General features: G+C 64.4%; 21 protein-coding genes and 3 tRNA genes. 14 read left to right on the forward strand and 10 right to left on the reverse strand.

Annotated elements, in window-relative coordinates; translation table 11 throughout:
• Positions 1-92 precede the first annotated feature (92 nt).
• Positions 93-2,957 (forward strand): excinuclease ABC subunit UvrA, encoded by a 2,865-nt coding sequence (uvrA, locus tag E7V67_025940; GenBank protein WUR13090.1) that lies wholly within the window; start codon positions 93-95, stop codon positions 2,955-2,957.
• 9 nt (positions 2,958-2,966) lie between these two features.
• Here uvrA and E7V67_025945 read toward each other — a convergent pair whose 3' ends face one another.
• A complete protein-coding gene (locus E7V67_025945) occupies positions 2,967-3,587 on the reverse strand; it encodes a 2-hydroxychromene-2-carboxylate isomerase (GenBank protein ID WUR13091.1) in 621 nt (206 codons plus the stop codon).
• A gap of 198 nt (positions 3,588-3,785) precedes the next feature.
• Positions 3,786-4,400, reverse strand: coding sequence for a TetR/AcrR family transcriptional regulator (locus E7V67_025950; GenBank protein WUR13092.1), 615 nt, complete (start codon positions 4,398-4,400; stop codon positions 3,786-3,788).
• Between the two features lie 84 nt (positions 4,401-4,484).
• Here E7V67_025950 and E7V67_025955 point away from each other — a divergent pair, with 84 nt between their 5' ends.
• Positions 4,485-5,444, forward strand: a complete 960-nt coding sequence (locus E7V67_025955) for an SRPBCC family protein (GenBank protein WUR13093.1) — start codon at positions 4,485-4,487, stop codon at positions 5,442-5,444.
• Between the two features lie 70 nt (positions 5,445-5,514).
• Complete coding sequence (locus E7V67_025960; GenBank protein ID WUR13094.1) at positions 5,515-6,270, forward strand: ZIP family zinc transporter; 756 nt, start codon at positions 5,515-5,517, stop codon at positions 6,268-6,270.
• A 22-nt stretch (positions 6,271-6,292) separates the two neighbouring features.
• Here E7V67_025960 and E7V67_025965 read toward each other — a convergent pair whose 3' ends face one another.
• From E7V67_025965 to E7V67_025975, 3 genes are all read right to left on the reverse strand, one after another.
• Complete coding sequence (locus tag E7V67_025965; GenBank protein ID WUR13095.1) at positions 6,293-7,147, reverse strand: autotransporter; 855 nt, start codon at positions 7,145-7,147, stop codon at positions 6,293-6,295.
• Between the two features lie 64 nt (positions 7,148-7,211).
• Complete coding sequence (locus E7V67_025970; GenBank protein WUR13096.1) at positions 7,212-7,592, reverse strand: glyoxalase superfamily protein; 381 nt, start codon at positions 7,590-7,592, stop codon at positions 7,212-7,214.
• Positions 7,593-7,813: 221 nt separating this feature from the next.
• Positions 7,814-9,679, reverse strand: a complete 1,866-nt coding sequence (locus E7V67_025975) for a phosphoenolpyruvate carboxykinase (GTP) (protein WUR13097.1) — start codon at positions 9,677-9,679, stop codon at positions 7,814-7,816.
• 349 nt (positions 9,680-10,028) lie between these two features.
• Here E7V67_025975 and E7V67_025980 point away from each other — a divergent pair, with 349 nt between their 5' ends.
• A complete protein-coding gene (locus E7V67_025980; GenBank protein WUR13098.1) occupies positions 10,029-11,036 on the forward strand; it encodes a D-2-hydroxyacid dehydrogenase family protein in 1,008 nt (335 codons plus the stop codon).
• 123 nt (positions 11,037-11,159) lie between these two features.
• Here the strand turns inward: E7V67_025980 and E7V67_025985 are convergent, their stop codons facing one another.
• On the reverse strand, positions 11,160-11,912 hold the full coding sequence (locus E7V67_025985; GenBank protein WUR13099.1) for an L-asparaginase: 753 nt from the start codon (positions 11,910-11,912) through the stop codon (positions 11,160-11,162).
• A gap of 208 nt (positions 11,913-12,120) precedes the next feature.
• Between E7V67_025985 and E7V67_025990 the strand changes: the two genes are divergently transcribed.
• Positions 12,121-12,606, forward strand: a complete 486-nt coding sequence (locus tag E7V67_025990; protein ID WUR13100.1) for an asparaginase domain-containing protein — start codon at positions 12,121-12,123, stop codon at positions 12,604-12,606.
• Between the two features lie 61 nt (positions 12,607-12,667).
• Here E7V67_025990 and E7V67_025995 read toward each other — a convergent pair whose 3' ends face one another.
• The 3 genes from E7V67_025995 to dinB form a co-directional block, all read right to left on the reverse strand.
• Positions 12,668-13,564, reverse strand: a complete 897-nt coding sequence (locus tag E7V67_025995; GenBank protein WUR13101.1) for a recombination-associated protein RdgC — start codon at positions 13,562-13,564, stop codon at positions 12,668-12,670.
• Positions 13,565-13,708: 144 nt separating this feature from the next.
• A complete protein-coding gene (locus E7V67_026000) occupies positions 13,709-14,251 on the reverse strand; it encodes a PEP-CTERM sorting domain-containing protein (protein WUR13102.1) in 543 nt (180 codons plus the stop codon).
• Positions 14,252-14,445: 194 nt separating this feature from the next.
• Complete coding sequence (dinB, locus tag E7V67_026005; protein WUR13103.1) at positions 14,446-15,603, reverse strand: DNA polymerase IV; 1,158 nt, start codon at positions 15,601-15,603, stop codon at positions 14,446-14,448.
• A gap of 217 nt (positions 15,604-15,820) precedes the next feature.
• On the opposite strand from dinB, the gene E7V67_026010 reads away from it, so the two are divergent.
• Both E7V67_026010 and E7V67_026015 read left to right on the forward strand, forming a co-directional pair.
• Entirely contained in the window at positions 15,821-16,915 is a 1,095-nt protein-coding gene (locus E7V67_026010) for a porin (protein ID WUR13104.1), read from the forward strand.
• A gap of 22 nt (positions 16,916-16,937) precedes the next feature.
• Positions 16,938-18,674, forward strand: a complete 1,737-nt coding sequence (locus E7V67_026015) for a methyl-accepting chemotaxis protein (GenBank protein ID WUR13105.1) — start codon at positions 16,938-16,940, stop codon at positions 18,672-18,674.
• 1 nt (position 18,675) lies between these two features.
• On the opposite strand, the gene E7V67_026020 is transcribed toward E7V67_026015, so the two are convergent.
• Positions 18,676-19,503, reverse strand: a complete 828-nt coding sequence (locus tag E7V67_026020) for a helix-turn-helix transcriptional regulator (protein ID WUR13106.1) — start codon at positions 19,501-19,503, stop codon at positions 18,676-18,678.
• A 215-nt stretch (positions 19,504-19,718) separates the two neighbouring features.
• Between E7V67_026020 and E7V67_026025 the strand changes: the two genes are divergently transcribed.
• From E7V67_026025 to E7V67_026055, 7 genes are all read left to right on the forward strand, one after another.
• Positions 19,719-19,794, forward strand: a tRNA-Val gene (locus tag E7V67_026025).
• A 19-nt stretch (positions 19,795-19,813) separates the two neighbouring features.
• A tRNA-Asp gene (locus tag E7V67_026030) sits at positions 19,814-19,890 on the forward strand.
• A gap of 80 nt (positions 19,891-19,970) precedes the next feature.
• Positions 19,971-20,047: transfer RNA gene (locus E7V67_026035), tRNA-Asp, on the forward strand.
• Between the two features lie 293 nt (positions 20,048-20,340).
• Positions 20,341-20,688, forward strand: coding sequence for a transposase (locus tag E7V67_026040; protein WUR13107.1), 348 nt, complete (start codon positions 20,341-20,343; stop codon positions 20,686-20,688).
• Complete coding sequence (locus tag E7V67_026045; protein ID WUR13108.1) at positions 20,685-21,551, forward strand: IS3 family transposase; 867 nt, start codon at positions 20,685-20,687, stop codon at positions 21,549-21,551. Before E7V67_026040 ends, E7V67_026045 begins: the two co-directional genes overlap by 4 nt.
• A 238-nt stretch (positions 21,552-21,789) precedes the next feature.
• Positions 21,790-22,275 carry a cyclic nucleotide-binding domain-containing protein gene (locus E7V67_026050; protein WUR13109.1) on the forward strand — a complete coding sequence of 162 codons (486 nt, stop codon included), beginning with the start codon at positions 21,790-21,792 and terminating at the stop codon, positions 22,273-22,275.
• Positions 22,275-23,390, forward strand: coding sequence for an AI-2E family transporter (locus E7V67_026055; GenBank protein ID WUR13110.1), 1,116 nt, complete (start codon positions 22,275-22,277; stop codon positions 23,388-23,390). Before E7V67_026050 ends, E7V67_026055 begins: the two co-directional genes overlap by 1 nt.
• The last annotated feature ends 86 nt before the right edge of the window (positions 23,391-23,476 follow it).

The raw sequence follows: 23,476 nt of genomic DNA on the forward strand, positions 1-23,476 counted from the left end.
GGGTTGACCGACCGCCGCGCCACCAGCGCGGCATCGGCCGTTCCGGCTCCACCGCAGTTGGCACAGGCTCAGACCACTCAAGGCATATATCCATGGAAGAAATCCGCATCCGCGGCGCGCGTACCCACAATCTGAAGAACATCAATCTCGATCTGCCACGCAACAAGCTGATCGTCATTACCGGCCTGTCCGGCTCCGGCAAGTCGTCGCTCGCCTTCGACACGCTGTATGCCGAGGGCCAGCGCCGCTATGTCGAGTCGCTGTCGGCCTATGCGCGCCAGTTCCTGCAGCTGATGGAAAAGCCGGACGTGGACCTGATCGAAGGCCTGTCGCCCGCCATCTCGATCGAGCAGAAGGCCACCTCGCACAACCCGCGCTCGACCGTCGGCACCGTCACCGAGATCCACGACTACCTGCGCCTGCTGTACGCGCGCGTCGGCACGCCCTACTGCATCAACCACCCGGACCACGCGCTGTCGGCGCAGTCGGTGTCGCAGATGGTCGATGCCGTGCTGGGCATGCCCGAGGGTACCAAGCTGATGATCATGGCGCCCGTCGTGGCCAACCGCAAAGGCGAGCATGCCGACCTGTTCGAGGCGATGCAGGCGCAGGGCTTCGTGCGCTTCCGCGTGCAGAGCGGCACCCATGACGCCAAGATCTACGAAGTGGAAGACCTGCCGAAGCTGAAGAAGACGGAAAAGCACACCATCGACGTCGTCATCGACCGCGTCAAGGTCAATCCTGAACTGAAGCAGCGCCTGGCCGAGAGTTTCGAGACGGCGCTGCGCCTGGCCGACGGCCGCGCGGTGGCCTATGAAATGGACACCGGCGTCGAGCACGTCTATTCGAACAAGTTCGCCTGCACTTCCTGCGGCTATTCGCTGCAGGAGCTGGAGCCACGCCTGTTCTCGTTCAATAACCCGATGGGCGCCTGCCCCGAGTGCGACGGCCTGGGCCACATCGAGTTCTTCGATCCGAAGCGGATCGTCGCGTTCCCGAACCTGTCGCTGGCGTCCGGCGCCGTGAAGGGCTGGGACCGCCGCAACCAGTTCTATTATCAAATGCTGTCCAGCCTGGCGAGCCACTATGACTTCGACCTGGACATGCCGTTCGAGAAGCTGCCGGCCGCCGCGCAGAACGTCGTGCTGCACGGTTCCGGCAAGAACACTGTGCCGTTCACCTACGTCAACGAGCGCGGCCGTACGGTGGTGAAGGAACACACCTTCGAGGGCGTCGTCAACAACCTGGCGCGCCGCTACCGCGAGACGGACTCGATGGCCGTGAAGGAAGAGCTGGCCAAGTTCATCAACGAAAAGAAATGCCCGACCTGCACGGGCGCGCGCCTGCGCGTGGAGGCGCGCCACGTCAAGGTCGGCACCGGCAAGCAGGAAAAGGCGATTTATGAAATCGCCGAGAAGCCGCTGCGCGATACGCTGACCTTCTTCGAGCAGCTGAAGCTGAAGGGCGCCAAGCGCGACATCGCCGACCGTATCGTCAAGGAAATCGTGTCGCGCTTGACCTTCCTGAACAACGTGGGCCTGGATTACCTGTCGCTGGACCGTTCGGCGGACACCCTGTCCGGCGGCGAGGCGCAGCGTATCCGCCTGGCCTCGCAGATCGGCTCCGGCCTGACGGGCGTGATGTACGTGCTGGACGAGCCGTCCATCGGCCTGCACCAGCGCGACAATGACCGCCTGATCGACACCCTGAAACACCTGCGCGACATCGGCAACAGCGTGCTGGTAGTGGAGCACGACGAGGACGCGATCCGCACGGCCGACTACATCGTCGACATGGGCAAAGGTGCCGGCGTGCATGGCGGCGACGTGATCGCGGCCGGTTCGCTGAAGGAGATCCTGAAGAACAAGGAATCGCTGACGGCGCAGTACCTGAACGGCTCCCTGAAGATCGAGGTGCCGAAGAAGCGCCATGCGGCCGATCCGAACCGCCAGCTGGTCATCACGGGCGCCACCGGCAACAACCTGAAAAATCAGACGTTGATGGTGCCCGTTGGCCTGCTGACGTGCGTGACGGGCGTGTCCGGCTCCGGCAAATCCACGCTGGTCAACGACACCTTGTACCCGGCCCTGTCGCGCCACCTGTACGGTTCGCAGACGGAACCGGCGCCGCACGATTCCATCAGCGGCCTGGAGCACTTCGACAAGGTCATCGCCGTCGACCAGGCGCCGATCGGCCGTACGCCGCGCTCGAACCCGGCCACGTACACCGGTGTGTTTACACCGATCCGCGACCTGTTCTCGACGGTGCCGACGGCCAAGGAACGCGGCTATAGCGCGGGCCGCTTCTCGTTCAACGTCAAGGGCGGCCGCTGCGAGGCCTGCCAGGGCGACGGCGTGCTGAAGGTCGAGATGCACTTCCTGCCGGACGTGTACGTGCCGTGCGACGTCTGCCACGGCAAGCGCTACAACCGCGAAACCCTGGAAGTGCACTACAAGGGCAAGAGCATCACGGAAGTGCTGGAGATGACGGTCGAGGACGCGCACGAGTTCTTCAAGGCCGTGCCGACCATCGCGCGCAAGCTGCAGACCCTGCTGGACGTGGGCCTGGGCTACATCAAGCTGGGCCAGAGCGCGACCACGCTCTCGGGTGGCGAGGCGCAGCGCGTGAAACTGTCGCTGGAACTGTCCAAGCGCGACACGGGCCGCACCCTGTACATCCTGGACGAGCCGACCACGGGCCTGCACTTCCACGACATCGACCTGCTGCTGAAGGTGATCCACCGCCTGCGCGACCAGGGCAACACGCTCGTCATCATCGAGCACAACCTGGACGTCATCAAGACGGCGGACTGGATCGTCGACCTGGGGCCGGAAGGCGGCGCCGGGGGCGGGCGCATCATCGCGACCGGCACGCCGGAAGACGTGGCCGCCAATCCGGACAGCGTCACCGGCAAGTACCTGGTGCCGCTGCTGGCCGCGCCGGCCAAGAAGAAGTAATCCCCGCGATCAGGCGGCGGCCTTCGTGTCCGCCGCCTGTGTCAACCACTGCTCCATCTGGTCGAACCGGTCGAAGCCCCAGAACGGTTCGCCATCGACGATCATGAACGGCACGCCGAACACGCCGCGCGCGATCGCTTCCTCGCCCGCCGTTTTCAGCTGTTCCTTGATGGCCGCGCTGTGCAGGCCTTCGCGCAGGCGTGCGCCGTCCACGCCCAGCGCCTCGGCCAGCTGCACGATCGCGTCGTCCTGGCTGATGTCGATCCCTTCCGAGAAATAGGCCTCGAAGCAGCGCCGCGCAAAGGTGGCCGCCTTGTCGGCGCCGTATTCGTTCTCGATCCACAGCGCGGCACGTGGCGGCGCCAGCAGCAGTTGCGGGAAGTTGGGCGGCTGGCGGTAGACGATGCCGTTCAACTGCGCCGTGCGCATTGTGTCGCGCTCGGCGTACGGGCCGCGCAGCGGCACCATCGGCGCCGGCAGCGCACCCGTGGCCTTGAACAGCGCCAGGATCAGCACGGGGCGCCAGCGCACGGTGCGGCCGTGGCGCGCCGCCAGCGCGTCGATGCGCGCGGCGGCGAAGTAGGCGTAGGGCGAACCGAAGTCAAAGTAAAAATCGATGGGGGTGCTCATGGTGTCTCCTCTCTGGTCAAATGTCGCCGAAATCTTCATTCCGGTCGGGGATGGCGCGCAGCAGGTCCGCCACGCTGTAATGGATCAGGACATATAGGACGGGCAGCGCCAGCAACAGCAGTTTCATCTTGGCCTCCATTTCGCACACATGTGCGAAATCAGTTCAAAAAAACGGGCGGCAAGCCACCCGTGCACTTCTCATTCGATCTCGTTGAAGCTCTTGTACGTCGAGATCAGCCGGTTGAACGCCCGCTGCATGCGTTTCGGCGCCGTGCCATCGCGCAGGAAGCGCACGTCGTGCATGGCGCCGATGATCAGGCTGTAGATCTCGAACACCAGCTGCTCGGGATCGGTATCCGGCCGCAAGTGGCCCGCTTCCATCGCCTGCAGCACGGTCTTGCGCAAGGAGGCGCGCCAGCGCGACACCCCCTGCTCGACCCGGTCGCGCAACGGCCCTTCCAGGTCGTCGAACTCGAACGCGCCCGCCGTGTACAGGCAGGAGTTGCGCGTGCTTTCGTCCGTGACCTTCTTCAGCCACAGCATGACCTGCGTCTGCAGGCGCGGCAGGCCGGCCGGCTGCTGCAGCGAAGGCAGGAACACCTCTTCACCGAAACGGCGGTCGTATTCGTCCAGCACCGCGCTTTGCAGGCTTTCCAGCGAGCCCACGCGCGAGAACACCCCGCTCTTGCTGATGCCCGTGCGCTTGGCCAGCTCGCCCAGCGACAGCTTGCCGATGCCTTCGCCGGCCGCCATTTCCATGGCCGCGTCGACGATCAGCGCGTAAGTGGCTTCGCTTTTTGCGGAAGTGTTCATGGGTCGAACTTTAGCACAGGTGTGCGAAATTGCAAGGACATTTCTTCAGCCCATCGGTGCGACAATGGCGGCTTTGCCCGCGCAATGTACCGCTTCTTTCGCTCCCGCATCGTCTGGCCCTTGCTGATCGGCCTGCTGTACGGCATGTTCCTGCGCCTCGGTTTCGGCGTCAATCCAGGCGGCTGGTTCAATATCGTGTCGAAAGCCTTCCTGATCGTGACGCCGTTTTCGCTGGGCGCGCTGGCCGTGTTCATGGCGGCGCGCCGCCAGCGCACGTCGGTACGGCAGGATGCCGCCGTGGCGGCCAAGGCCATGCTGCTGTTCCTGCTTGCCATGTTCGTGACCCTGCTGGAGGGACTGATCTGCATCGTGCTGGTGCTGCCGGTGTTCATGGTCGCTGCCGTGCTGGGCGGCATGCTGGCCGGCTGGCTGCACCGCCGCATGGCGGCGAGCAAGAGTACCGTCTCCGCGTTCGCCCTGCTGCCCCTGCTGCTGGGGCCGATCGAGGCGACGCTGCCGCCCGCGCAGAGCGAGCAGGTCGTGTCCACGACCATGCACATCGCTGCGCCGCCGGAGGTCGTGTTCGACCAGCTGGCCGACGTGCGCGCCATCCGGCCCGGGGAACTGGGCTTTGCGTTCGTCCACCTGATCGGGCTGCCCAAGCCCATCGAGGCCGACATGCGCGGCACGGGGGCCGGCGCCGTGCGCGTGTCGCGCTGGGAAAAGAACGTGCGCTTCGAGGAAGTCATCACGCACTGGGAACGTCCCCGTGCAATGCACTACCGCTTCCATATTCCGCCAGGCAGCATTCCGCGCGATGCGCTCGACCAGCACGTGGAACTGGGCGGCGCCTACTTCACGGTGCTCGATGGCGGCTACGACCTGGCGCCGGCAGCCGACGGCGGCACCGAGCTGACGTTGACGACGCGCTTCCTCAACAAATCGCAGCTGAAGCTGTACGGCGACCTGTGGGGGCGGATGGTGCTGCAGGACTTTCATCGCTCCATCCTGGGCTTGATGCGGCGGCGCGCGGAACAAGTTTGACGACCGCGGTGTGGGCAACATCGGGCATTTCCACTTAGACTGGTGCTGTTCAGATAACGGAGGGGACGGCATGGCACCTTGGATGCAGGCGGGCGGCTGGGGCCTCGTGGCCGGGGGCGCGCTGCTGCTCGGTGCCGCTGTCGGCTACTGGGTCAAGGTGCCGCAGCGCCTGATCGCGGCCATCATGGCGTTCGGCAGCGGCGTGCTGATCTCGGCCCTGTCGTTCGAATTGATGGACGAGGCCTTCAAGCAGGGCGGCTTCCGCTCCACCGCCATCGGCTTCCTGGGCGGCGCCCTCGTCTACACGGCGGCCAACCGTGTGCTGACCTACTACGGCGCCAAGCACCGCAAGCGCTCGGGTGAGCGCCAGCCGAAACAGAAGGACGACGCCAGCAGCGGAGCGGCCATCGCCGTCGGCGCGCTGCTGGACGGGATTCCGGAATCGATCGTCATCGGCCTGTCGATGCTGAAGGGCGGTGCCGTCAGCGGCGTGACCGTGGCGGCGATCTTCCTGTCCAATATTCCCGAGGGACTGTCGAGTGCCGCCGGCATGAAGCAGGCGGGCCGCTCGGCCGCTTACATCTTCGGCATCTGGGGCGGCATCACGCTGGCCTCGGGCGCGGCGGCGCTGGCCGGCTTCACCCTGTTCAGCGGACTGTCGGAGCAGGTGGTCGCGGCCACCACGGCCGTTGCCGCGGGTGCCATCCTGGCCATGCTGGTCGATACGATGATCCCGGAAGCCTTCGAGGAAGCGCATGACTTCGCCGGCCTGATCACGGTGACGGGCTTCCTGTGCGCCTTCGCCCTCAGCAAGGTTGGCGGCTGAGGCGTTCCGCGCCCCCCCCCGCTCAGCCGTCGATACGCAGCGTCAATCCCGTGGGCGTGTACAACGCGGTGGCCTGGCGGCCTTCGATCACGATCGTGTCGTACACGCCATGGCGCCGCGCCGCCGTCAGCACGGCATGGCGGCTGCCGATGGGTGGTGTGAAGCCGTTCGCGAAGCGCACGTGCAGCGTGCCCCCGGCCAAGGTGGCGACGCCCTGCACGTGCATGCCGCTCTCGGGGCCATGCAGCGCCAGCGCCAATGTGGCGCTGGCCAACTGGGTGTAGTTGCCCTGGACGAGCAGCCGTTCGGACGCCACGCCGGCCAGCGTGCCGCCGCCGACATACACGTCGCCGCCGCCCAGCGCGTCGGCGGACGCCGCTTCCAATATGCCGCCTTCGACCTGGGTACCGCCCACCCAGCTGTTGTGACCATGCAGGGCCAGCGTGCCGCTGCCGCGCAGCGTCAGCTTGCCGCCGCCGCCGATGTCGTTGCGCCAGGCGTCGCGCGCGTGATAGCCGCCGAGCGCCGCTTCCATGTCAACGATCACATTGCCCGTGAAGGCGCGATAGCCGCGCGCCGCCGCGTCCAGGTCCAGGTAGCCGGACGGCAGCGCGGTGCTGCGCAGCACGGCGCGGCGCTGCATGGCGTCCAGGTAAGGCAGGCGCTGGGCCAACAGCGTCTCGGCGCCCTCGGCGATGCCGTCCGGACGGGCCGGGGTGCCGTCTGCCACGCGGTGCAGGTAGCTGGCGCGCGGCGCCGGCACGATTTCGACGAAGCCGGGATCGACCGGCGGCGGTGGGATCGCGGTGACGGGCGTGACGTCCACGCCACTGCAGGCCGACAGCAGCGCAAGCAAGGCAAGTACGGTACGGGGCATGGCAGGCTCCGGACAGGAGATGCCCCGGATTATCGCGACGTCATGTGACGCCGCGATGACGCATTCAGTCGTCGCCCAGCTCGCAGAAGCGCAGCCGGTTGCCGAACGGATCGGCGATTTCCATCTGTTCGCCCCAGGGCACCGTTTCGACCGTCGGGTGGGCGTAGCCGTATTCCTGTTGCGCCAGTTGCGCTTGCCAGGTGCGGATGCCGGCCATCGGCAGGAAGACCACCGTGCCCGGCGTGCCGTCGCCATGGTGCTCGGACAGGTGCAGGGTCAGGCCGCCCTGGCTGAGCTGCAGGTAGAGCGGCATGCCGTCGGCGAAACGGTGTTCCCAGTCGATGGTGAAGCCGAGGAAATCGACGTAGAACTCGCGGGCTTTGCGCTCGTCGAAGAAGCGCAGTACGGGGATGGCGGGGGAGAACTGGACTTGCGGGTCGGGCATGGGTTGGCTCCAGAGGTAATCGAACTGTTAACGGTGTTCAGCCGTATCTTGCCACGCCCCCGCCGCGGATAAAAACCGGGGACATGGTTCTGGCCTGCATGCCAGAACCGCTACGTCGGCAAAGAACAAATTCTTCGAAACCCCGACTTCGCTCCCCGAAGGGACAGTCCCCTAAGCAAAAAGCGCACCCGCGGGTGCGCTTTTTCCGTCAGCTCAGCCGATCAACCCGCCAGTCGGGCTTCCAGCTTGGCCTTGTTGTCGGTCAGTTCCTTCGGCAGGCGGAACGCCAGCTTGTCGAACAGCTCGGCATGCAGCTTCAGCTCTTCGCGCCAGGCGTCCTTGTCGATCGACGTGATCGTCTCGAACTCTTCCGGCGAGAACGGGATGCCGTCCCACTTCAGGTCGCCGTAGCGCGGCGTCGTGCCGAACAGCGTTTCGATGCCGCCCGCTTCGCCTTCGATGCGCTCCAGCATCCACTTCAGCACGCGCATATTGTCGCCGAAGCCAGGCCAGACGAAGTGGCCGTGCTCGTCGGTGCGGAACCAGTTGACGCAGAAGATCTTCGGCAGGGTGGCCGGGTTCTTGTCCGCCAGTTTCTTGCCCAGGTCCAGCCAGTGCTGGAAGTAGTCGCTCATGTTGTAGCCGATGAACGGCAGCATCGCGAACGGGTCGCGGCGCACGACGCCCATCTGGCCGGCGGCGGCGGCCGTCGTTTCCGAACCCATCGTGGCGGCCATGTAGACGCCTTCGACCCAGTCACGCGCTTCCGTCACCAGCGGCACGGTCGTCGAACGACGGCCGCCGAAGATGAAGGCGGAGATCGGCACGCCGGCCGGATCGTCCCAGGCCGGATCGATGACGGGGTTCTGCACGGCGGACACGGTGAAGCGCGCGTTCGGGTGCGCGGCCTTGGTGCCGGAGGCCGGCGTCCAGTCCTTGCCCTGCCAGTCGATCAGGTGCGCCGGTGCTTCCTTCGTCATGCCTTCCCACCAGACGTCGCCGTCGTCGGTCAGCGCGACGTTGGTGAAGATGGTGTTTTCCTTCAGCGAGGCCATGCAGTTGAAGTTGGTCTTCTCGTTCGTGCCCGGGGCCACGCCGAAGTAACCCGCTTCCGGATTGATCGCGTACAGGCGGCCATCGGCGCCCGGCTTGATCCAGGCGATGTCGTCGCCGATCGTGGTGATCTTCCAGCCCTTGAAGGTTGCCGGCGGAATCAGCATCGCGAAGTTGGTCTTGCCGCAGGCGGACGGGAATGCCGCCGCGACGTAGTGCTTCTTGCCTTCCGGCGATTCCACGCCCAGGATCAGCATGTGCTCGGCCAGCCAGCCGGCGCCGCCCTGCTGCGCTTCCTGGTAGCCCATGTTCGACGCGATGCGCAGCGCGAAGCACTTCTTGCCCAGCAGCGCGTTGCCGCCGTAGCCGGAACCGTAGGACCAGATTTCACGGGTTTCCGGGAAGTGGACGATGTACTTGGTGCTGTTGCATGGCCATGCCACGTCCTTCTGGCCGGCGGCCAGCGGCGCGCCGACGGAATGCACGCACGGCACGAACTCGCCGTTCTCGCCCAGCACGCCGTACACGGCCTTGCCCATGCGCGTCATGATGCGCATGTTGACGGCCACGTACGGCGAGTCGGACAGTTCCACGCCGATGTGGGCGATCGGCGAGCCCAGCGGGCCCATCGAGAACGGCACGACGTACATCGTGCGGCCCGTCATGCAGCCGTCGAACAGGCCGTTCAGGGTGCCGCGCATCTCGGTCGGGTCGGTCCAGTTGTTGGTCGGGCCGGCCTGTTCCTTCGTGGCCGAGCAGATGAACGTGCGGTCTTCCACGCGGGCGACGTCCGACGGGTCGGAGCAGGCCAGGTAGGAATTCGGACGCTTGGCTTCGTTCAGCTTCTTCATGGTGCCGGCGGCAACCATTTCCGCGCACAGGCGGTCGTATTCTTCCTGCGAGCCGTCGCACCAGTAGATGCGGTCCGGCTTGGTCAGGGCGGCGACCTCGGCCACCCAGTTGATCAGTTTTTGCTGCTTGATGTAAGCTGGTGCGTTCACTGTTGCAACGCCTCCCATGACTGGCTGATTCATAAAAGCTCCAATGCGAATAAAGAATCCGGTACTCGGCAGTCTCGTCGTCTGGTGTGCGCTCGGAAAAGCATTCGAAATGCTTCGGCGGTACGGCGGTGCTGTCGCTGCGCTGATTGCTCGAGGGCGCGCTCCCTGTCAGGGTCGGGAGTTGTTACGCATGAGGAAGAGCGGGCACCGTTTCCAAGGCGCCAAGCCTGGACGTGCTCATCTGTCTACTTCCCCGATCTGGCCGATTGTACACCTGCACCCGAGCATTTCTAACAAAAATGTAGGAAAAAAGCTTGACTAATGTAGTAGGCTATTCGAGATATTCACGATCCTGTTATTTCCCTACCAATTCATTTAAACCATGAAAATTGCCATTCTTGACGACTACCAGGACGCCGTCCGCGAACTCGATTGCTTCAGTTTGCTGGACGATCACGACGTCAAGGTCTTCAACAATTCCATCCGCGGCACGGGTCAGTTGGTGGCCCGGCTGACGCCGTTCGACGCAGTCGTGCTGATCCGCGAACGCACCCAACTGAACCGGGCGCTGCTGTCGAGGTTGCCCAACCTTAAGTTGATTTCGCAGACGGGCAAGGTCAGCGGCCATGTCGACGTGGCGGCCGCAACCGAGCTGGGCATCGCCATCGCCGAAGGCGTCGGTTCGCCCACTGCCCCCGCCGAGCTGACGTGGGCGCTGATCATGGCGGCAGCCCGCAAGATCGTGCCGTATGCCGCCAACCTGAAGGCGGGCGCCTGGCAAACGGTGTCCACGAATCAGCCGTTCAACACGCTGGGCACCGTGCTGCGCGGCCGCACCCTGGGTATCTGGAGCTACGGCAAGATCGGCAAGATGGTGGCCGGCTATGGCCGCGCGTTCGGCATGGACGTGCTGGTCTGGGGCGGCGAGGCCAGCCGCGCGGCGGCGATGGCGGATGGCTACCGTGCGGCGGCGTCAAAGGAAGCGCTGTTCGAGGAAGCGGACGTGCTGACCCTGCACCTGCGCCTGGCGGACGCCACGCGCGGCATCGTGACCGCCAGCGACCTGGAGCGGATGAAACCGGACGCGCTGTTCGTCAACACCAGCCGGGCCGAGCTGGTCGAGGACGGGGCGCTGGAGAGCGCGCTGCGCAGCGGCCGTCCTGGCCAGGCGGCGCTGGACGTCTTCCCCAGCGAGCCGCTACCGGAAGACTCGCCGCTGCTGCGCATGCCGCAGGTGCTGGCGACGCCACACCTGGGCTACGTCGAGAAGGAAAGCTACGAGCTGTATTTCCGCCACGCGTTCCAGAACCTTCTGGACTTCGAGGCGGGACAGTGCCAGACGATCCTGAATCCCGACTACCGCCAGCACGTCGACGCCACCAACGGCTGAGTTCGTGTCCCGTTCTGGTGTCAGACCCCGAGGTGGGACACGAACCCGGCAGTGGATCGATGGTTGAGCTCGTGTCCCGTTTGGGGTCTGACCCCGGGGTGGGACACGTGCTCGGCAGTTAGTTCAGGCCTCGGGGATGCCCGTCAGGTTGATGCGCCGTGCCGGCATGGCGTGGACCTTCGTCCATAGGCCGGCCCAGCCGGGCGGCCAGCCGATCTCCGGGCCGTTGTATTGCGGCAGGCCGGCGCGCACGGGGATGACGGGCACCGGCGGCATCTCCGTCAGCGGACCGCCGTTCGGCCGTTGCATGTCCAGGCTGTACATATAGCCCGGCAGCAGCGCATCGCAGACCTGGGCGAACCAGGCCGTGTGGTCCTCGTCGCGGCCGAGTGCCTGGGCGAGCCCCTGCGGATCGAATTTCGCCAGCGCATGGATCAGTTCTTCGGAGGTGGCGGCGGGGTTGTCGCCCCAGCCCATGACGGGATTGACGTTGTAGTCGGCGCCCGAACCATACCAACCTTCGCGCCACGAGCGCTGCATCCAGTCGCGCGTGCCGGTAAACAGGTGCCAGCGCCAGTGCAGGCCGGAAGGCTTGGGCCAGGAGTATAAATACAGCTTCTGGTAACCGGCCTCGTGCAGCGCGCGCACCATCGCCATCAGGCGCGCATGCGGCATGCGGTCGGGCGGGGCGCGGCGAAACAGGATCGCTTCGCCGTCCGCGTACTGTACCTCGTCGGTGGACAGGTTCAGGTCGAGCGTGCGGCTTTCGCTGCCGAAGCGGGCGGCGATCCAGCCCGTCAGCAGGTTGACGGCCGTGATGACGCCATAGCCGCGATGACGGTGGAAGATGACGGTGCCGGGAGCGAGCGCTTTCATGATCGTTGCAGAGTGAAAACTGTGGACAGCGGCCAGGGATCAGGCTAGGAACGCGACGAGGGCGCTGCAACGCCGGCCTCGTTGCAACAGCTTCCCAGTGTACTCAACGACGCGACAAGTTGCCAGATGAGTGCATAGAAAGTTTTTGTGGTTCAGGGCGCAGCGCGCGCTATCATTGAGCATTCTGCAACTCGTTATCGGCTTTACCATGACTCTGCGCATCATCGCCACCGGCGGCACCTTCGACAAGCATTACAACGAACTGAACGGCACGCTCGGCTTTGCCGACAGCCACCTGCCTGCCGCCATCGCCCGCGCGCGCCTGACCGTGGGCGTGCAACTGGAACAATTGCCGCTGCTCGACTCGCTCGACATGCAGGACGCCGACCGCGCCCGCGTGCTGGCCTCCTGCCAGGCCGCCGCCGAGCGCGCCATCGTCATCGTGCACGGCACTGACACGATGCCGGAAACGGCCGCCGTGCTGGGCCCTGCCGCGCTCGACAAGACCATCGTGCTGACGGGCGCGATGATCCCATACGAGATCGACAATTCCGACGCCTTCTTCAACCTGGGCTTCGCTTGCGGCGTGGCGCAGGCGCTGCCGCCGGGTGTCTACGTAGCGATGAACGGCACTGTGTTCGACTGGCACAATGTGCAGAAGAACCGTGCTGCCGGCGTGTTCCAGACGAAGTAATAAAAAAAACGGCGCCCGGTCCGCAGGGGACGGGCGCCGCCAGGGCGAGCAAGACCGCCGCTCAGGCCGTCGCTTCGCCGCCCAGGGCTTCCACCACGTCCTTCAGCAGCTTGGACAGTTCGCCCGTCATCAGCATGAAGTCGCCATCGAAGCGCTCGTCATCGTTGCGGGTGACGGCTTCGTTTTCCTTCAGCACGTCCAGCGGCTTGACGCTCTTGATCGCCAGCGCTTCCGTCAGCACGAACGAGATCTTGCTGTCCCACGTCATCGCCAGGCGCGTGCACTGCTTGCCGGCCGCGATATGGCGACGCACCTCTTCCGGCTCCAGCGTGTGGCGCACGTAGCGCACAGCAGCCTTGCTTTCGCCGGTGGCGCGCAGTTCCGTGTCCTGGTCGACCGTGAAGCCGGCCGGCGCCTCGTCGTCCTGCAGCCATGCCGTCATGACGCCGACCGGCGAGCGCTGCACGCGCAGGCTTTCCAGCGGCATGCGATCGACCGCCTTCAGCAGCAGCTTGATGACTTCGTCGGCCTTGGCCGGGCTGGCCGCATCGACGACGAGCCAGCCGTTGACGGGGTCGATCCACGTCCACACATTGCCGCGGATGGTAAAGGCGCGCGGCAGCAGCTCGTCGTGCACGCGTTCCTTCAGTTCCTTCATCGCCTTCTTGCCGGGCGCAAAACCTTGCTGCTCTTCCATTTCCAGCGCGCGCGCCTTGGCGACCTGGTTGACCACCGTGGTCGGCAGCAGTTTTTTCTCGGTGCCCAGCAGGATCAGCATCTGCTTGTTGACGACGTGCACCAGCGAACCATTGCCGCGTGGCGAGTCCCAGCCCTGGCGCATCAGTTCATTGCTGCTGGCCGGCGTGAACGCATGCGGACGCAGCGCTTCTTCGAGTTGTTCAGGGGTAAATGCCCACGGCGCGGGCAGACGGTAAATCTGGAGATTCTTGAACCACATAGCGTTGTTTGCCTTGATCAGCTAATTCCGGGGGGAACGGTATTCTACCGGTCCCGACAAGGCAAGTCATCGGTTAGTTCGGCAACCTTGACAGGCTGACAAGGCTGCCGAGCGGGCCGCCGTAGCGGCGGCCCGCAGCTGTCGTCAGGCGCGACGGCGGCGCAGGCCGAGACCCAGCAGGCCCAGCCCCGTGCCCAGCATCAGGTAAGTCGATGGCTCCGGGATGGCGGTTGTAATATTGAACTTCGTTTGGGGAGTGATGAAGTAGTAGGTATCGAAAGGCAAGTCATTAGAGTAGTACGCCGTAGCGGGCTTGCTCATGTCGATGGTCTGGTAGCGCGTCCAGCGGGAATACTCCATGTCCAGCTTTTGCGCTGCCAAGTCGTATGAAAAGCTGAACAACCTGCACGCGCCGCTCGGCTGGCCTGGCCATGCGCAGACACTATCTCTGGACTTGAAATTGCTGATTTCTTCCATGGTGATGCGACTATCTCCGTTCAGGTCCTCACCTTTGAACGAGCCGCTGATAAATTCCTCATCAATCCAATCACCGTATTCACCACTAGGGATGCTAGAGTAGGTCCGGGCAACGAGATAACCTGTGTAGGACCAAGAATAAATCAGTGGATCGGCTTGGGCCGCCAGCGCAGCCGTGCCGAGGATCATCGCTATCAAAGCTTTCTTCATATATTACCCTTCGAGAGTTGAGTGTAATCAATAATTCGAGCTGAACTTAGGTAAAGTATTAAGCAGAACCCGCGTTAATTAACATTAAAGCAATCTAATTATTATATAGCGTTTTCTTGCCCGACTTTTCCCGTTATTGATCGCACTGCGCTGTCATCCGCAGAACTGCAGCGGGAGTAGCGTGGAATGACCGCTCACCCTTGCTCGAACAGGTCGCCCTGCACGGGAAACCGCGCCTGCGCCAACTCGTCGATCGGCGTCAACGCACTGACGCGTACGCCCAGCAACCGGATGCGCTGCTCCAGCGGCACCCGGCGCAGGCATTCGCCGGCCGCGCGCCGGATCGTCGCCGCGTCTGCGGTCGGTTGCGGCAACGTCACGTCGCGCGTGACGGTATGAAAGTCCGCATAGCGCAGCTTGATGCCCACCGTGCGGCCGGCGTAACGCTTGCGGTGCAGGTCTTCCGACAGCCGCACGCACAGCCGCGTGAAAATATCGGACAGCGCGGCGCGGTCGTGCTTTGCATGCAGGTCGCGCTCGAACGTGGTCTCGCGGCTGATGCCCTTCGGCTCTGAACTCGTGACGACGGCGCGGGTGTCGACGCCGTGCGCCACGTCGCGCAGCCATTGCGCCGTGTTCAGCCCGAAATGCTCCTGCAGCAGCTTCGGGTCCGCGTGCGCCAGCTGGCCCACCGTTTCGATGCCCAGCGCAATGAGCTTCGTATTCGCTTTCGGGCCGATGCCGTTGATTTTGCGCACCGGCAGCGGCCAGATGCGCGTGGGCACGTCGTCATGGGAGATGAGCGTCATGCCGTTCGGCTTTTCCAGGTCGGAGCAGATCTTGGCCAGCAGTTTATTGGGCGCGATGCCGATGGAGCAGGACAGTCCGGTTGCCGCGCGCACCGCGTCCTTGATGCGCTGGGCCAGCGCGGGCGTCTCGTCGGGATGATCGGTCAGGTCGATATAGATCTCGTCGATGCCGCGATCCTCGATATGGGGCGCGATGCCGGCCACGGCCGTCTTGAACAGGCGCGAATAGTGGCGGTAGGAGTCGAAGTCGGCCGGCAGCAGGATCGCATCGGGCGCCAGCGCGGCCGCCTTCATCATGCCCATCGCCGAAAACACGCCCAGTGCGCGGGCTTCGTAAGTGGAAGTCGTGACGACACCGCGACCGGCGTAGTCGCGCAGCCGCGCATAATCGCGCGTGCCATCCGCCCGCAGCGTCGGCGCGTTGGCCGAGCGGCCGCCGATGACGACGGCCTGGCCACGCAGTTCCGGGTAGCGCAGCAATTCGACGGATGCATAGAAGGCATCCATGTCGAGGTGGGCAATGCGGCGCGGCGGCTGGGACATACTGTGATTATATCCAGTATTCAACAAGCAGGACCAGCGATGTCACCAGAACAATAAAAATGTTTTCAATCAATCACTTAGCGGTCAGATAACTGACAGATTGTCCATCGTTTTTTCGCAACAGCTGCCCGACAATTCGCGCATGTTTGCGCTGTGCGCTGACTGGACGGCGTAGCATCGAAGCTTTCCCACTGCCCTGACTTCCATGACCGACGCTATGTCCCTTCGCCGGCTCAGCCTGGCCATTTTCCTGTCCGGCGCCCTGTCGGGCGCGCCTGCGTTCGCGCAAAGCCACGTGACCGTCATGGGCGGCGTCGACGCCTTCGCCGGCTCGCTCAAGAACAGCGGCGACCCCGTGCACCAGGCGGTCGTCGGCAGCGGTGGCATGACGACGTCCTGGTTCGGCTTCAAAGGGGCGGAAGATCTGGGCGGCGGCCTGCGCGCGGAATTCTTCCTGACCGGCTTTTTCCAGACCGACACGGGCGCGTCGGGCCGCTTCGGCGGCGACAACATGTTTTCACGCGACGCCAACGTGGCGCTGGTCGGCAGCCTGGGCCGGCTGCAGGTTGGCCGCGCCTCGGCGCCCAGCTTCCTGCCCAATATCCTGTTCAACCCGTTCGGCGATTCGTTCACGTTCTCGCCCCTGGTCCTGCACTCGTACGTTCCGACGGGCCGCTTCGGCGCCCGCACGTGGGCCCCGACCAATGCCGGCGACAGCGGCTGGAGCAACCATCTCGTCTACACCACGCCCAGCTGGAACGGCCTGCGCGCCAGCCTGCACTTCCAGGCCGGCGAGAAGGCCGGCCAGTCCAACAAGAACAATCTCGCCATCAGCACGCTGTACAGCAAAGGACCGCTGGCCGTCAGCGCGTTTGCCCACCGCGTGCGCGACAGTAATCCGAATCCCGGCGGCGCGATCGTCGACGTCACCCGCGCCCCCGTCAACTACGCGGCGATCGACGAGCAGCGCGCCTGGTTCCTGGGCGCCACCTATGATTTCCGCCTGCTCAAGCTGTACGGCACCTGGCAGCGCACCGTCGACGACGCGGCCGGCAGCGAAGCCCTGCGCGATCGCACGGCCAGCGCCGGCGTCGCGATCCCGGCCGGGCCCGGCGCGATCCTGTTCGGCGTGGCGGACACGCGCCGCAGCGGCCGGCTGATCGGCGACACCCGCTCGCGCCGCACCGCCTCGCTGGGCTACGACTACCGGCTGTCCAAGCGCACCGACCTGTACACCGTCGCCATGGGCGACCGCATCACCGCCCTGCCGACGGCCATGAGCTACGCGCTCGGCGTCCGCCACTCGTTCTGACCGTTTCGAACAAGGAAAAACAATGACTCTGTCCAATTTGAAGATCGGGGCCCGGCTGGCCGTCGGTTTCGCCATCACGATCCTGATCATGCTGATCATGTCGCTCATCGGCATCAACCGCGTAGAAAAGATGGACGACCTGGCCGAGGCGATCGTCAACGACCGCTATGCCAAGGTGGCGCTGATCAACGACATGCGCAGCTACGCGAACCGCGGCGCGCAGGCGCTGCGCAACGCGATGCTGGCGCCCGACCCGGCCGCCAGCGCCAAGTTCCTCGAAGGCCTGGCCGATGCCGACCGCGTTGGCGCGGAAAAGGCGCAGGAACTGGAAAAAATCATCGTGCGCGCCGATACAAAGCAGAAATTCGCCGACCAGCGCGATGCCTTCGCGGCCTACCGCGAGGTGCGCGAAAAGACCGTCGCCCAGTTCCGCAGCGGCGACCGCGACGGTGCCATCGCGGCCCTGTTCGCCAGCGTGGTGCCGGCCCAGAACGCCTACTTCGGCAAGCTGGACGTGCTGCTGAAGGACCAGCGCGACCTGATGGCCGCCGATGGCCAGGCGGCCGGCGACGCGGCGCACACAGCCACGACCACGATGATCGCGCTGCTGATCGCGGCCACCCTGGTCTCGGCACTGGCTGGCTACCTGATCACGCGCTCGGTCACGCAGCCGATCCTGGAGGCCGTGCACGTGGCCGAAACGGTCGCGGGCGGCGACCTGACCGCCGTCATCGACACGCATCGCAAGGACGAGACCGGTCGCCTGCTGGCGGCCCTGCAGGAGATGACGCACGGGCTCACGCGCACCGTGCGCGCCGTGCGCGACAGCACCGACACGATCAACACGGCATCGGCCGAGATCGCTTCAGGCAATATGGACCTGTCCAACCGCACCGAGCAGCAAGCGGCCAGCCTGGAAGAGACCGCCTCGTCGATGGAAGAACTGACATCCACCGTGCGCCAGAACGCGGACAACGCGCGCCAGGCCAACGTACTCGTCACCTCCGCCGCCGAACACGCCAACCAGGGCGGCACGGTGGTGGGCCAGGTCGTGCAGACCATGGGCTCGATCAAGGAGAGCTCGGGCAAGATCGTGGACATCATCGGCGTTATCGACGGCATCGCGTTCCAGACCAATATCCTGGCGCTGAACGCGGCCGTGGAAGCGGCGCGCGCTGGCGAGCAGGGGCGCGGCTTCGCCGTCGTCGCGAGCGAAGTGCGCAACCTGGCGCAGCGTTCGGCCAGCGCGGCCAAGGAAATCAAGGAGCTGATCAACGACTCCGTCGAGAAAGTGGACGCGGGCGGCCGCCTGGTCGATGAAGCGGGCACGACGATGGGACGCATCGTCGCCTCCGTGCAGCAGGTGGCGGCGATCATGAACGAGATCACGTCCGCCAGCCAGGAGCAGAGCGCCGGCATCGAGCAGATCAATACGACGATCGTGGCGATGGACAATGCCACGCAACAGAACGCGGCGCTGGTCGAAGAAGCGGCGGCGGCAGCCTCGAGCTTGCGCGAGCAGGCCGAGCGCCTGTCCGCCGCGATCGCGGTGTTCCGTCTCGACAATGCGAACGCCGCCGTCGCGCCAGCGGTAGTGGCGCCGAAGCCTGCGCCAGCACAGCCGCTGAAGCTGGCTGCCGCGCCGGTCAAGCCGGCGGCACCACGGGAAGAGCGCCGGGCCGCACCGTCGGCGCCTGCCTCGGCGCGGGCCAAGCCGGCCGCGAAGGCGCCGCAAAGCGACGAATGGGAAGAGTTTTAAGCTAGCGTCTTGCCTCGGCCAGTGCGCGGAACCACGCGGCGCTGGCCTCGTCCGCCGGGAAGAACGATTCCAGGCGCAGCTCATGTACGGTTACGTCGTGCGGCGTGCCCAAGGTCGTGATCGTCGTGAACAGGTTCAGCGTCACCTCGCCCTTACGCAGGGTCAGCGGCAGGAACGGCAAGGCACGCCGCTCCAGGTTGGGGGCCTGCGTGGCGGTGGCGGGCAGCGCCGTCAGCTCGCGCAACAAGGCCGTGGCCTCGCTGCCGGGGCCGTCGCTCATGGCTTCGCGCTGCAGCCACAGCAGCTGATCCGCGCACACCTCCTCCCAGTTGACGATCATCGGGCGCAGCGCCGTCAGCGTCAGGCGGATCACGTTGAGCGAGCCGTCGCGCGGGATCGGCGCATGGGCTGGCATGTCGAGCAGGAAGCGCATCATCGCGATGGCCGGCTCATTGGCCATGACCAGGTTCCACAACCGGTCCACCACCAGCGCGGGGTACGGCGCGGCTTGCGCCAGCATGAACTCCAGCGCTTGCCGCACGGCGGCCAGCTCGGGGTCCGACAGGTCGCGCTCCTGGTAGGCCGGCGCGAAGCCGGCGGCCAGCAGCATCGCATTGCGCTGGCGCAGCGGCACGTCCAGCACGAGTCCCAGCTTCAGGATCAACTCACGGCTGGGCTGGGAGCGGCCGCTCTCCAGGAAGCTGATGTGACGCTGTGACACGTCCGCCTCGGCGGACAGCCCCAGCTGGCTGAGGCCGCGCTTGCCGCGCCAGTAGCGCAGCGCCTGGGCGAAGTCGCTGAAGTAGTGGTCGCGTGCCGTAGTGTCCATGGTATCGGTCGATTGGCTGTGTTGCGTTCATTCTGCGGTGTTCGCCAACGCGCGACAATAACGTTCGAGGTAATGAAACAGGGCGAATCAGGCGGACTCGTTAGCGAAAATCAGCATTTTTTTCGAAAAGCCCTTGCGGAATGGAGAAACGGCGCAGTAGAATACGGCCTCTTCTGAACGTTGTGACAAACGTTCGAAGTTCGAAAGATGGTAGCGGGCGCTTAGCTCAGTTGGTAGAGCGGATCCCTTACAAGGATTAGGTCGGGAGTTCGAGCCTCTCAGCGCCCACCACGAACTTCAATGAAGACCTGGAGCGGTAGTTCAGTTGGTTAGAATACCGGCCTGTCACGCCGGGGGTCGCGGGTTCGAGCCCCGTCCGCTCCGCCAGGATTCAGAAGGAAGCCCGACTTAACGGGCTTTTTTCACACAGCTTGTTTGCGGTTTCGACGCTGTCGGAATTGCAGATTGGAGCGGTAGTTCAGTTGGTTAGAATACCGGCCTGTCACGCCGGGGGTCGCGGGTTCGAGCCCCGTCCGCTCCGCCAAATTTGAAAAAGGCCCTGATTCGTCAGGGCCTTTTTCTTTTCCACAATCAGAGTGCTCCCCCTGCGGGGAGCACGGCTTGGGGCTCGAAGGGTTTCGCCTGCAGGCGAAACCGCGGCCGGCGGCACGTCGGCGAGCCCCGTCCGCTCCGCCAAATTTGAAAAAGGCCCTGATTCGTCAGGGCCTTTTTCTTTTGTCGGTCGCAAAGTGCCGGGGTCAGACCCGGCGGGTCTGAGGTGTACCGGAAATTGTAGCCAGGTCGAAATGGGGGACAATCCGTATCCTAGAGGACCCTATGACCGCGAAATCACCAAATACCCCACCGGAGGATGCTGGAGCGCAGCGCCAGCATCCTGTTGTCTACACCAAAGAATTTAAGCTTGCTGCCGTTGCACGCCTCAAAGATGGCAAGCAGACTGCGCAGGCCCTTGCTAACGAGCTGGGCGTACGGCGCAATCAGCTCTACAAATGGGCGAAGGTGCTCGAGCAAAACGGCCCAGAGGCAAGTTTCACCAGTCGTGGCCGCAAGCCCGAAAGCGAAGAAAGTGAGCTAGCACGGGTCAAACGCGAGCTAAGCAGAGTGAAGGAGGACTTCGAACTATTAAAAAAGTTGGAGGCGTCCTTCGCGCGGATGAAGCGATGAAGTACGCCGTGATCGAGGAACATTCAAAGCGCCATTCTGTGCGTTCACTGTGCCGTGTGCTGGATGTGAAGTACAGTACCTATTACGCTTTCCGCCGTCGACCATCGAGTATGCGCAGCCGAGAAGATCTGGCACTGCGTCAGCACATTCGTAGCCTGCACGACTCACATCGTCATGCGCTAGGTGCAGTGAAGACGTGGCGCCTACTCAACGCTAGCGGCGTCGTATGCGGCAAGCATCGTGTGGCACGGCTGCGCAAGATCGAGGCCATTGAGGCTAAGCGTAAGACCAAGTTCCGCGTGATGAAGGCCCATCAGCACACCGAGCCGCCTGCGCCCGACCTGCTCAAGCGAGCTTTCACCGTAACAGCACCGAACAAGGTCTGGGTTAGCGACATCACAACAATCCATACCAGTGAAGGTTGGCTCCATCTAGCCATCGTGCTTGACCTGTTCGCTCGTCGGATAGTTGGGTGGGCCATGAATCAGTGCCAGGACGCCTCGCTGCCCATCGCTGCGCTAAGAATGGCCTATGCACAGCGCAGGCCTGAACCGGGGCTCATCTGCCACACAGATAAGAGACAGGTATACGGATCCAAACTATACCGAGGGGTGCTGGACGAACGCGGCCTTAGGGCAAGTATGAGCCGACGAGGTAACTGCCACGACAATGCCGTGGCAGAGAGCTGGTTCTCTACGCTCAAGAATGAACTGACGCGTCACACCATGTATCCAACAAGAGCTAACGCCATCGCCGAGATATCGAGTTACATCGAGCTGTACTACAATCAGCGGCGCCCTCATCAGACGCTGAGATACCTCAGCCCCATGGAGGTCGAAAAAAAGTACCTGACCCCCAATTGAACCTGGCTACGATATCCGGGCTACCTCAGTCTGACCCCAGTTCTCCGCTGTTGGGTGCAAAGCCGTCTGCAGCAGGCTAATGATTTTCCTTAACTTAGCGGCATTAGGGTCTGCCCGCAGACGTCCGCTGTCTTCCCCACGCAACAACCCCTGCACACTTCAGCGTCACGGCCCCGCACCGCACAAAACCGGCGACAATGATGTCGAAACCTTCATCGTCGTTCCACCCGGAGTATTCGTGATCTTTGGCTTCCTGAAACCGCCTCCCCTGTCGCCGCGCCTGCACCGGCTGCGTGAAAGCGACCTGCTCAACACGCTGACACCGCTGGAACTGAAGATCGTCGACGGCCTGATGCACGAGCGCCGCTACCTGGCCGGCGAGATCATCTTCGACGAGGGCGAGGAAGGCCAGGCGCTGTACCTCGTCACGGCCGGTCATGTGCAGATTAGCCGCACGATCAACGGCGCGCCGGAAATCCTGACGGAGCTGTCGCCGGGCGCCTTCTTCGGCGACCTGGCCCTGCTGGACAATTCCCCGCGCAACGCCCAGGCCCGCGCTTGGGACAACTGCGAACTGGCCGTCTTCTTCCGGGCCGACTTCATGAGCCTGATGGAAACCGACGCCGTGATCGGCTACAAGATCTCGCTGGCGCTGGCGCGGCATATCGCCAGCATGCTGCGCGGCGCGATGGACCCCGCGCGCCCTCCGGCCGGGGCCCTGTGATGAACGAGCAGCAGCGCTCGGGGCCGATCGTCTGGTCGGGCATCATCGCCGCCACCTGCGTGCTGCTGTATTTGTTGCAGCAGGTGCTGTGGCTGTCGGTGCCGTTCCTGGTCGGGATCATCCTGTACTACATGCTGCTGTCGCCCATGCAGCGCCTGCTGCGCATGGGGTATTCGCGCAATACCGCCGCGCTGATCGTCGGTGCCGGTTTCCTGTTGTTGCTGCTGCTGGTCGTGCTGGCGATGATCGCCTGGATACCGGCCCCCTCGACCACGTGGCATGAGATGCCATCGCGTTACCTGTCGGCCGGCATGCGCTTCCTGCGCAACATGATGAGCGCGCTCGAGGATCAGTTCCCGTTCCTGCGGCCGGCCCACCTGGGCGATTCGATGAATGCCAGCCTGGCCAGCTACACGCGCGGCTTCGTCAAGCGTCACCTGACGGACGTGCTGATGGCCGCCGCGGCCTGGGTGCCATCGCTGCTGCTGGCGCCCTTCCTGACCTTCTTCTTCCTGCGCGACGGCCGCCGCTTCAAGCGCTTCCTCGCCCGCGCCGTGCCCAACGCCTTTTTCGAAAAGACGCTGTATCTGCTGCACGAGGTGGACCAGACGGCGCGCCGCTACTTCCACGGCATGCTGAAGCTGACGATCATCGACACCCTCGTGCTGTCCGTCGGCCTGTGGGCCATCGGCATGCAGGCCGCGCTGGTGCTGGGATTCATCGCCGCCGTGCTGGCATGGGTACCCTATGTCGGCTCCATCGCCGGCTGCCTGCTGGTGGTGCTGGTCGCTGCGGCCGATGCGCCGGACAACAACATGATGGCCTACAGCGCGATCTTCGTCTTCATCGCCGCGCGCCTGCTGGACGACTTCATCTTCATGCCGCTGACCCTGGGCCGCAGCCTGCGCATCCACCCGCTGGTGACGGTGCTGATGATCTTCATCGGCGGTGCCCTGGCCGGCGTGACGGGCCTGATGCTGGTGCTGCCGCTGCTGGGCGTGGTGATGGTGGTGGGCGAAACGATCGGCGTGCTCGTCACCGATGCCCGGCTGCAAGCCAGGCACCGCTACGCCCGCGCGCTGCGCGTAAAACAGGCCAGCAACGACCTGAAATAAAATAAACGGTGACTGTCACTGTTTTTCATAAAACGGTGACTGTCACTGTTTTTCGAACGCGGAAGTAAAAACGGGAGCCGAGGCTC

Source organism: [Empedobacter] haloabium (assembly GCA_008011715.2).
Taxonomy (GTDB): domain Bacteria; phylum Pseudomonadota; class Gammaproteobacteria; order Burkholderiales; family Burkholderiaceae_D; genus Rugamonas; species Rugamonas haloabia.

Excerpts from the sequence above, each read along its gene's own strand:
- E7V67_025995 (WUR13101.1), bottom strand. The coding sequence starts at position 13,564 with ATGTGGTTCAAGAATCTCCAGATTTACCGTCTGCCCGCGCCGTGGGCA.
- E7V67_025950 (WUR13092.1), bottom strand. The coding sequence starts at position 4,400 with ATGAACACTTCCGCAAAAAGCGAAGCCACTTACGCGCTGATCGTCGAC.
- E7V67_026040 (WUR13107.1), top strand. The coding sequence starts at position 20,341 with ATGACCGCGAAATCACCAAATACCCCACCGGAGGATGCTGGAGCGCAG.
- E7V67_026055 (WUR13110.1), top strand. The coding sequence starts at position 22,275 with ATGAACGAGCAGCAGCGCTCGGGGCCGATCGTCTGGTCGGGCATCATC.
- E7V67_026000 (WUR13102.1), bottom strand. The coding sequence starts at position 14,251 with ATGAAGAAAGCTTTGATAGCGATGATCCTCGGCACGGCTGCGCTGGCG.
- E7V67_025955 (WUR13093.1), top strand. The coding sequence starts at position 4,485 with ATGTACCGCTTCTTTCGCTCCCGCATCGTCTGGCCCTTGCTGATCGGC.
- E7V67_025945 (WUR13091.1), bottom strand. The coding sequence starts at position 3,587 with ATGAGCACCCCCATCGATTTTTACTTTGACTTCGGTTCGCCCTACGCC.
- E7V67_025965 (WUR13095.1), bottom strand. The coding sequence starts at position 7,147 with ATGCCCCGTACCGTACTTGCCTTGCTTGCGCTGCTGTCGGCCTGCAGT.
- E7V67_025990 (WUR13100.1), top strand. The coding sequence starts at position 12,121 with ATGACTCTGCGCATCATCGCCACCGGCGGCACCTTCGACAAGCATTAC.
- E7V67_026015 (WUR13105.1), top strand. The coding sequence starts at position 16,938 with ATGACTCTGTCCAATTTGAAGATCGGGGCCCGGCTGGCCGTCGGTTTC.
- E7V67_025980 (WUR13098.1), top strand. The coding sequence starts at position 10,029 with ATGAAAATTGCCATTCTTGACGACTACCAGGACGCCGTCCGCGAACTC.
- uvrA (WUR13090.1), top strand. The coding sequence starts at position 93 with ATGGAAGAAATCCGCATCCGCGGCGCGCGTACCCACAATCTGAAGAAC.
- dinB (WUR13103.1), bottom strand. The coding sequence starts at position 15,603 with ATGTCCCAGCCGCCGCGCCGCATTGCCCACCTCGACATGGATGCCTTC.
- E7V67_026020 (WUR13106.1), bottom strand. The coding sequence starts at position 19,503 with ATGGACACTACGGCACGCGACCACTACTTCAGCGACTTCGCCCAGGCG.
- E7V67_025985 (WUR13099.1), bottom strand. The coding sequence starts at position 11,912 with ATGAAAGCGCTCGCTCCCGGCACCGTCATCTTCCACCGTCATCGCGGC.
- E7V67_025970 (WUR13096.1), bottom strand. The coding sequence starts at position 7,592 with ATGCCCGACCCGCAAGTCCAGTTCTCCCCCGCCATCCCCGTACTGCGC.
- E7V67_026010 (WUR13104.1), top strand. The coding sequence starts at position 15,821 with ATGTCCCTTCGCCGGCTCAGCCTGGCCATTTTCCTGTCCGGCGCCCTG.
- E7V67_026045 (WUR13108.1), top strand. The coding sequence starts at position 20,685 with ATGAAGTACGCCGTGATCGAGGAACATTCAAAGCGCCATTCTGTGCGT.
- E7V67_025975 (WUR13097.1), bottom strand. The coding sequence starts at position 9,679 with ATGAATCAGCCAGTCATGGGAGGCGTTGCAACAGTGAACGCACCAGCT.
- E7V67_025960 (WUR13094.1), top strand. The coding sequence starts at position 5,515 with ATGGCACCTTGGATGCAGGCGGGCGGCTGGGGCCTCGTGGCCGGGGGC.